We start from the raw sequence: 13,676 nt of genomic DNA, 5'->3' as shown, positions 1-13,676 counted from the left end.
AAAAAAACAGCCTTTAGTTATTAATATTTATTGTGCTACGACAAGTTGTATCTTATAAAAAAACACTTGCCAGCATAGTGCCGGCAAGTGTTCGAACCAAACATGTCAACATTAAAAAGATTTCTTCTTAAGCCATTTGGTTATAATTAGAAGCTTCATCCAGCTGCTTCATGTCTTCGTCACTAAGATTTAGCTCTGCAGCCTCTATAAAACCTTGCAGGTGCTTGCTTTTGGTGGCACTTGCAATAGGTGCAGTTACACTAGGTTTATTCAGTAACCAAGCTAGAGATACGCCAGCTTGTGAGGCATTATGTTTAGCAGCTACATCATCTAAGGCCTCTAAAATACTGCTACCTCTCTCGTTTAGGTATTTCTCTGTAAACATGGCTCTGGCCTTGCCTTCAAAATCTTCTTTTGATCTGTATTTACCGCTTAAGAAACCACTAGCTAAAGAAAAATAGGTGATTACACCCAGTCCTTCTTCTTTACATATCTTAGCTACCCCGTTTTCAAAACCTTCGCGATCGTAAAGGTTATATTCTGGTTGGAATACTTCATATCTGGGTAAGCCATTCTTCTTGCTGGCTTCTAACGATGCTGTCAGTCTTTCTGGTGAAAGGTTAGAGGCTCCAATGTATCTTACTTTTCCGGCTTTCACTAGTTTTTCGTAAGCGCCCAAAGTTTCTTCTACAGGAGTTTTGTCATCATCCCAGTGGGTTAGGTACAGGTCAATGTGGTCTACCTGTAATCTTTTTAAAGAGGCATCGGCTGCTTTTAAAATATATGCTTCCGTAAGGTCTTTATGACCTTGGCCCATATCTGCACCTACTTTGGTAATAATGTTCACCTGGTCTCTGTTACCTCTGGCTTTAAGCCAATTACCAATGATGGTTTCTGATTCACCTCCATCATTGCCATCTGCCCAGCGAGAGTATACATCTGCCGTGTCTATAGTATTGAAACCAGAGTTGAGGATTTCGTCCAGCATTTCAAAAGATTCCTTTTCATTGAGAGTCCATCCAAACACATTTCCTCCAAAAACTACCGGTGCTGTATATAAATCAGTATTTCCTAATCTTCTTTTCTCCATAATTTTAATTATTTATAGTTGCTAACTTCAATTTTCTTTTATTTTTCCTCACGTGAGCCAGTGTTGCGGCTATGCCTAATCCTGTGAGTGCCATAGCAGCGCCTACTAGCTGTGCTGAGGCTACACCATAGCCCATAGCAATGGGTAATCCTGCCAAGTATGCGCCTGAGGCATTACCCATGTTAAATGCACTTTGGTTTAACGATGATCCTAGCATTTCTGATCCTTCAGAGGCTTGTATCATTACCATTTGTATAGGTGTAGAAACTGTAAAAGCTGTTACTCCAATGATGAAAGTGGTAACCATGACCATTATTTCATTTTGCGCCAGATAGGTATTGCTCACCAGACAAATCACCATAGCTACTAATGCAATGAAAACCGCCCTCAAAGGAGAGAACTGTTCGGCTAATTTGGCGCCAATAAAATTACCTAGAACCATGCCTAATCCTGCCAAAATCATCCCATAACTCACCATGTTTTCAGGGTGGCCCGCTACATCGGTTATCAGTGGAGCTATGTAGCTATACCAAGCAAAAAAGCCTGCTGTGCCAATAGTGGTAAGGAAAAAGCCTAGCCATAACTCTTTCTTCTTCAAGACAGAGAATTCTGACTTCACATTTTTAGCGGATGACTTTGGTAAAAAAGGCATCCAAAAGTAAATGGAAGACAAGGTAATGATGCCAATTACACCTACGATGTAGAAGGTAATGTGCCACCCATAGTTATGCCCCAGGTAAGTGCCTAAGGGTACACCTACCACGTTCGCTACCGTAAGTCCGGTAAACATGATGGCAATAGCTCTGGCCGATTTACCTGGTTTTGCTAATCGTGAGGCTACTACGGCCCCCATACCAAAAAAGGCTCCGTGAGGAAGGCCTGCTAAAAACCTGAATGCTAATAAAGCCTCATAGCTGTTAGCTAGTGCTGATAGCGTGTTGAAGACAGTAAACCATGCCATTAACAATAAAAGCATAGTCTTGCTTGACCATCTGCCACCCAATATGGTAAGGGTAGGAGCGCCTACCACCACACCTAAAGCATACGCTGATATAAAATGTCCTGCCGTCGGGATACTGATATCCAGTGCATCAGCTACATCTGGAAGTACTCCCATAATCACAAACTCGGTAGTACCGAGGCCAAACCCTCCTATGGCAAGTGCTAATAAAGCTTTGTTCATTCAGAATTATTTAATTTATTTATTTTATACGATTGAATTCACCACACCGCCATCTACGCGCAGAGCGGCTCCGTTAGTGGCAGAAGAGAGCGGGCTGGCTACATAAGCCACCATATTGGCTACTTCATCTACCTCAGCAAAGCGCTGCGTAAGTGAGGTCGGCCTTCTGTTTTCAAAGAAATCATTCAGCACTTCGTCTACAGATTTGCCTTCGTCCTGCGCTTGCTGTTCAATGCCATTTTTATTGGCTCGGCTCCATGTGGGGCCGGGCAGCACAGAATTTACAGTTACATTGCTTCCTTTGGTAAGGCGGGCTAATCCGCGAGATACGGCCAACTGAGCAGTTTTACTCATGCCATAATGCACCATCTCTGTGGGTATATTTAGAGCTGATTCGCTACTGATGAAAATAATACGGCCTTCATTTTTCTCCATCATTTTTGAGAAGTAATGACGTGCCAGTCTTACTCCACTCATTACATTAATTTCAAAAGTTTCAAACCACTCTTCATCGGTGATCTCAGCAAAGTCTACCTGATTAAATATGCCTACATTGTTAATGAGTATATCTACATCAGGCACTGCTTTTAATAGTTTATCTATGTCCTTTTTCTTAGCAAAATCGGCAGCTATACCGTTGACGTTTTCGCTGCCAGTTTCTTGTCTTAGTTTCTCCATGGCCTCCACCAGCTCCTCTTGCTTGCGGCCATTGATAATTACAGATGCACCTTCTTTAGCCAGAGCCCGAGCTATGCCGTAGCCTATGCCTGCGGTTGATCCAGTAATTAAAGCAGTTTTATTATTAAGTTGTAAATCCATCTTATTTCTTGTTTTTAATACCAAGAGCATACCCATTACTATCTGCAAACAGATGTAAAATAGCTAGGTATAATCCATAAAATATCTGTATAGCCACAGCCGACCAGTTTTCTTGCAAGCTAGAACCAAAGATGAGTACACATACTAAAATGACTCCTGTGGTAGAAGTAACTTTCATCTTTAGGCCAGCGAGCAAGGCCATTCCCAACAGTAGTTCTATGATGGGAAGTACTGTAGCAAAATAGAATACAAAGTCATAGCCCAGCAGAGTTTCTTGAAATGACTGGGCCATTCCGTTTGCAAAGCTATCTAACTTTGGAATTCTAACTATACCATGTCCAAAAAAACTAAAGCCGATCGGTAGTCGGGCTAGGGCATACGCTGATTTTTGGGTTTGCATAGGTATTGGTTTTATAAATTCGTTTAATGTTATAACGCTTAAGCTCTTATTCCGTTTAGGTATATATCTATGTTATTTAGGTAAATGTATAAGGAGGTTTTCTGCTAAGCTTGAAAAGGAGAGAGATAAATTCATGAAACGATATACGCAGTTTGAAGATTTGGTAATTACAGATTTTGAGGTAGATAAATGGCCGCACCCTAGGCATAATCATAATCATTTTGAGATCGTATATATTGCCAAGGGTTGTGGTAGGCATTATCTTAATGATATCGATTTTTGTTATAAGAAGGGCGATTTATTTCTTTTAGGGCCGGATGATGAACATGAGTTTAAGGTGAAGCAGACTACCAGGTTCATCTATTTTAAATTTACTAAACTCTATTTTAATGCTCATACAGATCTGCCTCTGCCCGGTGATTGGAATAAAGACATAGATTACCTGATTAGCCATCCTGAACGAAAGACTGGGAGCCTTTTACAGTTCAAGGAAGATAAATTGATGGTGCATCAGCTAATGGAGATGGTAGTGCAAGAGTATCAGAACACACGGTTGCTTAATAAGAAAATCATATTTCAGATATTCAGTATAGTTATGCTGATATTAAAACGTAACAGCCATGCCTGCAGTGCCAAGGCTATGGATAGGCCTGCTTCCAGAGGAGTAGCGCAAGATCTGATTGAGTATATTGAACTTCATATTTATGATCCTGCTAAACTTACGCTAAAAGCTATGTCGGCTCATTTTAATTACTCTGATAACTATATCGGCATGTTGTTTAAAGAGAAGGTAGGTACTAGCTTAAGAGAGTATGTAAATAACTTTAGACAGCAACTGATCAGGCAGCGCTTATCTCACGGTACGGTGGCTATGAAGCAGATTGCCTCTGAGTTTGGCTTTGTAGATGAAAGTCATTTGTATAAGTTTATTAAAAAGAATAATTTGAGGTAAAGGCTGTATTTATGTCTAAAACCTCGCCCCGTCAAAAGTTATGGATATCATTTTCTGTATCCTTACTCATTTTAATATCAACATATTATTGGGCCATTAGTGATGTTGGCTGGTCTGCGGTGCATAACTATTGTGTATTTCTGCATTGGCCATTTTTTTATGCTAGCTTCTATGAGGGAAAAGGAGAGATGATACTGACCTTATTATTATGGTACTCTTTTTTATTGATGATTTTCACCAACCTGTTCTTATTGGTTTTTAAAGTTTTTGCCAATAGGAAATGAAGCGAACTTTTTCTTATTGCTTTAGCATGTTTTAATGTGTTTTTTTACATGAATATGATTTGATTGAAGATTTGTCCTCTTTGTTGTAAGGTTATGACTTAGGTTATACTTCTTTAGAAAATCTATTTTGAATAGCTTTATAATAGTTACTTTTGTGTCTTGAATATTTAAAAATTGAATGGATAAAATGTCAGTTATAAAGGGCTCATTCTTTAAAATAAGATTATCTGTTGTGCTTTTGATGTTGATGTCATTAAGTGCTTCGGCTCAGTTTTTAGGCCAACCTCAGGTAGAAAAGTCTGAAGAAGAGGAAGAGGTTCCTGCAGATTCACTGGGTAGAAGATCACCACAGGGAACGGTTGATGGCTTTATGAGTGCAATATCTGCGGGGAGATATAAAAATGCGATTGCTTATTTTGATTTAGGAGGCACCTATGAAGCTAGCAATGATGAAGCTACTGAGCTGGTAAAAAGCCTGGTGCTTATGCTGGATCAGGGAGGAAGCATATTTCCTAATGCCTGGATCAGTGACCAAGATCAGGGTAATTTGGAAGATGGTCTGAAGAAGCAAATTGATAAGGTGGGCTATGTTTCTGTCAATAACAAGAATATAAATCTTCTATTAGAACGAAAAAAGGATACAGAAGGAAACTATATATGGCTCTTTAGCTCAGAAACTTTACTGAAAATAGCTTCAGAAAAGGAGAATTTTAAGGAGCCGGTTATTAATAAATTATTACCTAATTTTCTCTTAAAAAATAGAAGGTTTGGGTTCTCTCTTGGTCAGTGGTTAGCTATGGGGGTCATAGTGGCGCTGGTATATTTCTGTGCGGTGTACTTGTCTAAAGGGTTAGTCTTTTTTGTGAAAAAGATATGGAAGAAGTCAAAGCATGAGTCTTTTTTAGGAATAGTAGATGCTTTTAGCCTTCCTTTAAGACTTTACCTGGCCATAGTATTATATCTCAAAGTATCAAAATACCTCGGTATTTCCGTGGTGGTGAGGCAGCAGTTTAGTTTTGTTTCAGTAATAGTATTCTGGGCCGCTGTTTTGCTGCTTTTATGGAGAATAGCAGACTTTGTGGCCGGTTTTATGGAACGCAAAATGAGCTTGAAAGGAAATTTGGCAGCGGTCAGTGCTATCATATTCTTTAGAAGAGCTTTTTATGTGTCTATCATTATTATTGGAGTTATCATGGCTATTGGGGCATTAGGCTTTGATATTACTAACTGGATAGCTGCTCTTGGTATTGGTGGTATTGCAATAGCCTTAGGTGCGCAGAAAACAGTAGAAAATTTTGTAGGTAGTGTTACTTTGGTGTTAGATAGACCCATAAGAGTAGGAGACTTTTGCAAAGTGGCAGAGACTATGGGAACAGTAGAACAAATAGGTATGCGCTCTACTAAAATAAGAACACTGGATCGTACCATAGTGACGATTCCTAACGGTGAATTCTCTTCTTTGAAAATAGAAAACTACACCCAACGAGATATGTTTTGGTTTCACCCTGTGCTTTCTATGCGCTATGAAACCACTCCGGATCAGATGCGCTATTTGCTGGTAGAAATAAGGAAACTCTTATATGCTCACCCTAAGGTGGACCCGGATCCGGCCAGAATTCGTTTTACAGGTTTTGGGCCTGATTATCTTCCGCTGGAAATATTCGCGTATGTAAGAACGCCCGACTACAATGGCTATTTGGAGGTGAAAGAAGATCTATTGCTTCGTATTATGGACATTGTAGAAGAAAGTGGTACAGGTTTCGCCTTTCCTTCACAAACTATTTATATGGCTAAAGATGAGGGTGTTTCTTCAGAAAAAACAGAAGCTATACACGCTAAAGTGAAAGAATGGCGAGAAAAAGAGCAGATGGAAATACCTAATTTTACCCCAGAAGCTATAGAAGCACTTAAAGGAACCATAACATATCCTCCAGAAGGATCAACTCAGAAGAATAATGGGTAAATTGTATGAAAAATAGTTTATTCTGTGTGTAACTGAGTCTTTTCATAAAAGAAATACTTACTTTTACTATCAGTAAAGTTCTTTACTTAATTTCATCAAACGGAGTAGGTTACACTTAACGTGCATTAATAGGGAATCTGGTGCAAATCCAGAGCTGTCGCGCAACTGTAATTAACACTAAAGGCTTTTGCCCTTGTGATCCACTGTTCTTGCTTAGTGAGGATGGGAAGGACGGCAAAAGCTGTTAAAAGTCAGGAGACCTGCCTTTTCCGCTATGACTTTGCTTTCGCGATATGAAGCTCACTGTCAGGTCTGATGCTAGCTTGTAAAACCACAGGATAGGTGTATGCTGCTGGTAATGGAAGCGGTGCATCTTCTCTTCAGTATCTTCCCGTTATCGCCAAGAGCAAAGGCGAAATTTTGCAACGAACTTTTAGAATTTTATCTAATTACTAAAAGTTAAAAAAATGCAAACACACATTCTTGGCTATCCGCGCATAGGTAGCCGACGTGAACTAAAAAGGGCTTGTGAAAGCTACTGGAATGAAAAAATTACGCTGAAGGAGCTGGTGCTTGCTGCTAAAGAAATCAGAGAGCACAATTGGAAACTTCAGAAAGATGCAGGAATTGATCTTGTTCCTTCTAATGACTTTTCATACTATGATCAGGTGCTGGATATGGCGCTTACCGTTAACGCCATTCCTGATAGGTATCATGATGTGATCCTTAAAGAAGGTAAAACGGAGCTGGACCTATATTTTGCTATGGCGCGAGGTTTTCAGCAAAATGACTTGGACATTACCGCTATGGAAATGACCAAATGGTTTGATACCAACTACCATTATATAGTGCCGGAGTTTACTAAAGATCAGCAGTTCAAACTCTTTTCTACTAAAATAATAGATGAATTTAAAGAAGCGAAGAGCATAGGTATAACCACTAAGCCAGTAATACTGGGGCCTGTTTCTTTTTTGCTGTTAGGTAAAGAGAAAGAAGAAGGTTTTAACCGATTAGAGTTAATAGATAATCTGCTGCCCGTTTATTTCGAGCTTTTCTCACAGCTTAGTGAGCAAGAGGCGCAGTGGATACAGGTAGATGAGCCTTTCCTGGCTCTTGATATAGATGCACATACTCAGGAGATTTATAAAAAGGTATACGCTGAAATCAGTAAGAAATTTCCTAAGCTGAAGATATTATTAGCTACTTACTTTGAAGGTCTTAAAGGAAATACTGAATTGGCGGTTTCACTTCCTGTTACGGCGCTACACGTAGACTTGGTAAGAGCTCCTGAGCAGCTTTCAGAAGTGCTAGATAAAATCCCGGATAACCTTACTCTTTCGCTAGGTTTGGTAGATGGAAGAAATATCTGGAAAAATAATTTCATAGCCAGCTTGGAGCAGATTAAAAAGGCAATAGAAGCTATTGGGCAAGAAAGAGTGATGATCGCAACCAGTTGTTCTTTGTTGCACTCACCATGTGATCTTAGTTTAGAAACTAAAGAAGATACACTTACCCCTATAATTAAAAGCTGGCTGGCATTTGCTAAGCAAAAAGTGACTGAAGTAGTAACGCTTAGTAAACTATCAGGCGAAGATAAGGCGGATGTAATTGAAGCTTTGCAGGCCAACACCCAAGCTCAGGAAAGCAAGCTAACATCTGCATTGATTCATAATACTGCCGTTAAAGACAGGGTTAATAATATTAAAGAATCAGATACGCATAGAGATCATGAGTTTGCTGCCAGAAAAGCAACACAACAGTCTGTGCTTAATCTGCCACTTTATCCTACCACTACCATAGGCTCTTTTCCTCAGACTAAAGAAGTGAGAAGCTGGAGAGCTAAATTCAAAAAAGGAGAGCTCTCTGAAAAAGAGTATAACGATCTCCTGGCTGAAGAAACAGCTCAATCTATAGAATGGCAGGAAAAAATAGGGTTAGATGTACTGGTACATGGCGAATTTGAAAGAAATGACATGGTAGAGTACTTCGGAGAAAAGCTCAATGGCTTTGTGTTTACTCAAAACGGATGGGTTCAAAGCTACGGTAGCCGCTGTGTGAAGCCTCCTATTATTTATGGAGATGTTTCCCGACCAGAGGCTATGACGGTGAAATGGAGTACCTATGCACAGAGCCTTACAGATAAGCTGGTGAAAGGCATGCTTACAGGGCCGGTGACCATATTACAATGGAGCTTTGTGAGAAACGATCAGTCCAGATCTGCCACTTGTAATCAGATAGCCCTGGCCATAAGAGATGAGGTAGTAGACCTGGAAGAAGCCGGCATTAAGGTGATACAAATAGATGAACCAGCCATAAGAGAAGGGCTGCCGCTGAGGAAGTCTGACTGGCAAGCCTATTTAGAGTGGGCCGTGCGCGCTTTCCGTATTGCTGCATCAGGCGTAAGTGATGCTACTCAGATACATACCCACATGTGCTATTCTGAGTTTAATGACATTATAGAGAGCATTGCGGCTATGGATGCCGATGTGATTACTATAGAATGTTCACGTTCGCAAATGGAGCTTCTAGACGCTTTCGTTCAGTTTAATTATCCTAATGATATTGGACCTGGGGTGTATGATATCCATTCTCCGCGTGTGCCTAGCAGGTTAGAAATGGAAGAGCTACTGGAAAAAGCAAAAGCCGTATTGCCAGAAGATCAGCTATGGGTAAACCCAGACTGTGGATTAAAGACCAGAGGCTGGGAAGAAACCAGAAAAGCACTGGTAGAGATGGTGAGTGCCGCCAAAAGCATGCGTGAAAGTGTAGAAACAGGAGTGTAATCACTGCAGTACTCTATGCCCAAGCATGAAGATAAATATTGCCCACGTTGTAATACCCTCTTTGAGTGTAAAGTGGGCAATATTGTCCTATGCCAGTGTAGTAAAGTGGAGCTTACCTATGAGCAAAGAAACTACCTCGCTCAACAGTATAATGATTGCCTCTGCGCCAGCTGTATGGCCGAATTAAAAACAGAATTTAACATCAAGCAGCACGAAGCCTCTATTAATAAAATTATAGGTGGATATAGAAGGGAGTGAGAGCTTTCAGGTTAAGGTCACTTCTATTGATGTACATACATATTCTTATCGATTATTAACATAAGTGTATGAAATGTCTTATTTTAAGAAAGCTTTAAGATCAGTTTGGTTATATCGGTTATAAATTATTAGGAAGACTGAGGATGAAATTTTATACTACTAGTTCAACAGGTGATTCTGGGCTTCTTTATTTAGGTCACTGGATTAATCAGTATTTTCATTTCCCTTTTAGAATAATGTCTGCCGATATTGGTATTGATGCTGAAATTGAGATCCTTGATGAAGATTTACATTCTAATGGATTGATAATAAAAGCTCAAGTAAAGTCGACTCAAAGTCCTATTAACGCTAATTTCTCTGAATATGTGGAAAAAGACCACATTGATTATTGGAGTAAACTTACTGTTCCCGTAATTTATTTTAAGGTTGATTTAAAAAATAATAAAATTTATCATAAAATAATATCATCATTGGATGGTATAGAATTGACTAGTTCAGGTAATGGCAATAAAAGGAAAATAGAGTTTGATTTATCAAAGGATTTACTTGATTTAAGTAGTAAGCAAAAATGGCTTGATTTTTTTAAAGTGGTGGAATATCATAACATGTATTCTTACATTGAAAAACTTCATGATGAAATAGATTCTGTAGTTGTAGACAATGTATCTTTCTTCCAGAATGAGGTTATTGAAGAGCTTCTAGAAAAACTAGATATAACAGAAATTTATTTCAAAAAGTTGGAGGCTTTAAAAAATCTTTATCCATGGAAATTTGGAAAAGAAATAAATGATAAAATTGAATGTCTGAATGAAGAGAGGAGGAGGAAAATGGACTATTTACATCGAGAACAACAGATGTTAAACTATGATTAATGTTTGGTGAATTTAATAGCTAATCAAAGTCACCGAAGCACCCGTTCTAATACCTTGCTCAAAGTATAGAGACTATATCTCTTTAACTTAACCATATTTAGAGGTGTTTTCTTCCCAAACAAAGCAGCATTTTTTGAAACCCTATTTTGTTAGATTTCAAACCGTCATTCTAGCTTCTTTAGTTATAACTATCTAACTTATATATCTATAAACCTAAAGGAAAAATAATGCACCGGCTCAAGGATATTAGTGATCCTCAGTTGTTGCATGAACTTCTTAAAGCTGTTGAACTTGAATATGAGATAGAGCATATTGAAAAGCTAACAATACTTGAAAAAAAGCAATAGATGAGGGGGGTGGATGTTGAAGTTGGAAAACTACATTCAAACGAAGAGGCAAGCCTATTAGTTAAGGAATTGCTAAAAAGATAAAATGGACAACTCTTTCCAGTAATGACCGAGTCACTGTTAATATCCCTTTATGGCATTTATAGTACATGGAAATTATTTAAAGCTCCTTATGATGAAGCTGACAACATATTGAAGTATAGTAATTTTTGTAGAAAGAGAAGTGTGGCATGATATTACAAAATATTTCACGGAAAGTTACATTCTTTTAATGAAGTAAATGCTAATCCAATCTGGTTGTCAGATGCTATCCATATATAGCTTGAACATCCGCTCAAATTCTTTTGCATACCGTAACTAATATCATTCTGAAAATAATGATTGTGAATTGTAGCTTTAGCCATCTAATTATATTATTCTGAGCGAAAGCTCTTATTCCTGGTAGGTCCTAGGACCGCTGCGCTTAAGTTAAGACTAGGAGGGAGAAAACGCTAGCAAATCTGCTGGTGTTTTCCCCTCTTAAAAGACCAATAAGCATACAAACTTTACACCGCTTCTATAAATCTAAGGCTGACGATAGTACATAAAGTCTACCAAACCAAGAAGATTATTTTCATTGTTTAAATTGCCATCCTCAAAAGGATCGCCGAGGCCTTCGGGAAAAGATGTTGATGTTCCGTTGTTAAAAAGATAACTCTGACGCTCGATCACAATTCCATCTGCCGACCTTTCTTTTTCAGTATCTGCATTTAAAAAGAAATCTCTCTTTAGATACCAGGTTGAATTTGGTACATGTAAGGCGATGATATAACTTCCTGCCCCCAGGTCAACAGGTTTTCTAAGGTCAAAATACATCATTCTGCCTCTGTTGGCAGCTATCCGCCGTTTATCGTAGCCAGTAGGTTCTCACGTATCCGGGCTGAGACTCGTTATGATATTGATCAGCACCTATGATGATGGCATTTCCCTGGTTGTTTATTGACACTGCAACGCCAAAACGATCACCCGCTTTTCCTTCAAAGTCAGGTCCTATTTGCATCCAGTCTTTTTTTACTTCGTCATATTTATACACTCTTACATATCCGGAATGATCTCCGTTTTGGTTTGAATCAAAACCACCCACTACAAGAGTACTGCCGTCGCCATTAATACTTATGCCCTGTCCCATTCGATCTGCATCGTCTCTGCCATAGATGGTAGATCCTAACTGCACCCATTCGCCTGATTCATTTCTATACACCTTGAAATATCCTGGTTTATCTGATTGGCCACTAGCATCCGCACCAATAGCGAGAATTTGACCGTCATCTGAAAGACTTATACCTATGCCTAACCTGTCCAAAGCTTCATCTCCAATTATGGAAGAACCTATGCTCGTCCATTCTTCTCCTATAAGTTCATATACATTAACGTGGCCTTTTCGGGCGCTACTCTCCGGGCTTCCAACAGCCTGTATGGTTCCATCTTCATTGAGACTTACGGCGTAGCCCGTACGTTCGTTCACGCTCCCGCCTTCTTTTCTGTTCCCCAACTGCTTCCAACCATTTGTCTCTGATGCTTCGAATGCTACAGTGTATCCACGGGAATTATTGCCATTATATACCGATGGGGCGCCTACCGCTATTCTTTCTCCCGTGCCACTTATAGACACTGCCTGGCCAAAGTTTGTATCATTTATAGTTCCATCTGGCGAAAGCTTGTATCCGCCTAACGTAATTCCTAGCTTTGACCAGGATTCTCCCTCTAATGAGAAAACGCGAGCATGCCCTCCTCTGGCTGAAGCAAAGCCAGGATAATAGTTGCTGGATCCTTGGTATGATCCTATTAGTATCCTCTCTCCGCTATCATTTATCGAAACAGCTAGCCCAGACATGTCGCCGGAGCCACCGTCAATGTCATCACCTAACTGAGTCCATGCGCCGTCTAGAGTACCTCTGGAGTAGGCCCGAACATGGCCAGCATAAGAAGCATTTTCTTTATTTCTAGGCGCTCCAACTGCCATCACAGTACCATCTTTGTTTATGCTTATGCCTCTTCCAAACTGATCGCCTGCAGCCTCTCCTAAAATATCAGTTCCTACCTGTACCCATTCGTCGGGGAGGTTATTAATATTTATTTTTACGGTTGCTGTTTTGCTCATATCCGCAGCAGTTACATCTACTGTAGCAGTTATGTTAGCATTAACCTCAAAATTAAAAACGCTCGAATCAGCAACGGCAAATTCACCGGTGGTTTCATTGAGAACAATGGCTCCTTCTATAGACTGATTGATGAGAGTGTATTTAAGCTGTTCACTCTGTGGCATTATAGCAGTACTAGCGTTTAGTTTACCTATTAAAGCACCATCCATGGGGTTTTCGTCTACTGCGAAAGTCGTATCTCTTACATTCACCGATGGATCTGTCTTGGAGCCCTCATCATCTGAGCAGGAGAACACCAGAAACAACAGTGAAAGCGCTAAAGATGCTTCAATAATTCGATTCATTTTCATAAAATTTTTCAATTTATTAGTTATACAAAATAAAGAGGACTGCACTGTGCACATCTCTTTTAATTTCTTAAGCAAGTTTAAATTTTCTGGTATTTTGAACTAATAACACACCTGGACATTAACTGGACAATGCCCTTTGCGAATCAAAATAGCGCATTTTAGGTCTGCTTGATGTATTGAAATGTATGCATAACTGGTTCTGGGTAGAGCTTCATTAATGCAATAGGCTTTCGT

Annotated in this window: 11 protein-coding genes and 1 riboswitch; of the genes, 5 read left to right on the top strand and 6 right to left on the bottom strand. The window is 39.5% G+C overall.

All coding sequences use genetic code 11. The features are described 5' to 3' along the window. Nucleotides 1-127: 127 nt before the first annotated feature. From JL102_RS03475 to JL102_RS03460, 4 genes are read right to left on the bottom strand one after another with little or no spacing between them, the layout of a single operon-like run. A complete protein-coding gene (locus JL102_RS03475) occupies nucleotides 128-1,090 on the bottom strand; it encodes an aldo/keto reductase (RefSeq protein WP_202242539.1) in 963 nt (320 codons plus the stop codon). Between the two features lie 4 nt (nucleotides 1,091-1,094). Beyond that, the gene (locus tag JL102_RS03470; RefSeq protein WP_202242537.1) at nucleotides 1,095-2,273 is read right to left on the bottom strand and encodes an MFS transporter; all 1,179 of its coding nucleotides are present in this window, start codon (nucleotides 2,271-2,273) and stop codon (nucleotides 1,095-1,097) included. Between the two features lie 24 nt (nucleotides 2,274-2,297). Continuing rightward, nucleotides 2,298-3,092, bottom strand: coding sequence for an SDR family NAD(P)-dependent oxidoreductase (locus JL102_RS03465; RefSeq protein ID WP_202242535.1), 795 nt, complete (start codon nucleotides 3,090-3,092; stop codon nucleotides 2,298-2,300). A gap of 1 nt (nucleotide 3,093) precedes the next feature. Further along, nucleotides 3,094-3,492 carry a DoxX family protein gene (locus JL102_RS03460; protein WP_202242534.1) on the bottom strand — a complete coding sequence of 133 codons (399 nt, stop codon included), beginning with the start codon at nucleotides 3,490-3,492 and terminating at the stop codon, nucleotides 3,094-3,096. 133 nt (nucleotides 3,493-3,625) lie between these two features. Between JL102_RS03460 and JL102_RS03455 the strand changes: the two genes are divergently transcribed. The 5 genes from JL102_RS03455 to JL102_RS03435 all read left to right on the top strand — a co-directional run bounded on the left by JL102_RS03455 (nucleotide 3,626) and on the right by JL102_RS03435 (nucleotide 10,604). Next, nucleotides 3,626-4,444 carry a helix-turn-helix domain-containing protein gene (locus tag JL102_RS03455; RefSeq protein WP_202242532.1) on the top strand — a complete coding sequence of 273 codons (819 nt, stop codon included), beginning with the start codon at nucleotides 3,626-3,628 and terminating at the stop codon, nucleotides 4,442-4,444. A gap of 471 nt (nucleotides 4,445-4,915) precedes the next feature. Continuing rightward, nucleotides 4,916-6,691 carry a mechanosensitive ion channel family protein gene (locus tag JL102_RS03450; protein ID WP_202242530.1) on the top strand — a complete coding sequence of 592 codons (1,776 nt, stop codon included), beginning with the start codon at nucleotides 4,916-4,918 and terminating at the stop codon, nucleotides 6,689-6,691. Between the two features lie 89 nt (nucleotides 6,692-6,780). Continuing rightward, nucleotides 6,781-6,973, top strand: a riboswitch (cobalamin riboswitch). Between the two features lie 185 nt (nucleotides 6,974-7,158). After that, a complete protein-coding gene (metE, locus tag JL102_RS03445; protein WP_202242528.1) occupies nucleotides 7,159-9,474 on the top strand; it encodes a 5-methyltetrahydropteroyltriglutamate--homocysteine S-methyltransferase in 2,316 nt (771 codons plus the stop codon). Nucleotides 9,475-9,489: 15 nt separating this feature from the next. After that, entirely contained in the window at nucleotides 9,490-9,732 is a 243-nt protein-coding gene (locus tag JL102_RS03440) for a cysteine-rich CWC family protein (protein WP_202242527.1), read from the top strand. 143 nt (nucleotides 9,733-9,875) lie between these two features. Next, entirely contained in the window at nucleotides 9,876-10,604 is a 729-nt protein-coding gene (locus tag JL102_RS03435) for a DUF4365 domain-containing protein (protein WP_202242525.1), read from the top strand. A gap of 911 nt (nucleotides 10,605-11,515) precedes the next feature. Here the strand turns inward: JL102_RS03435 and JL102_RS03430 are convergent. Both JL102_RS03430 and JL102_RS03425 read right to left on the bottom strand, forming a co-directional pair. Next, on the bottom strand, nucleotides 11,516-11,809 hold the full coding sequence (locus JL102_RS03430) for a hypothetical protein (RefSeq protein ID WP_202242523.1): 294 nt from the start codon (nucleotides 11,807-11,809) through the stop codon (nucleotides 11,516-11,518). A gap of 28 nt (nucleotides 11,810-11,837) precedes the next feature. Continuing rightward, nucleotides 11,838-13,436, bottom strand: coding sequence for a hypothetical protein (locus JL102_RS03425; protein ID WP_202242521.1), 1,599 nt, complete (start codon nucleotides 13,434-13,436; stop codon nucleotides 11,838-11,840). Nucleotides 13,437-13,676: the final 240 nt, after the last annotated feature.

Source organism: Fulvivirga sediminis (assembly GCF_016757215.1).
Classification (GTDB): Bacteria; Bacteroidota; Bacteroidia; order Cytophagales; family Cyclobacteriaceae; genus Fulvivirga; species Fulvivirga sediminis.
The sequence above is the reverse complement of the archived record's forward strand: the minus strand, read 5'-3'. Positions and strand labels throughout refer to the sequence as shown.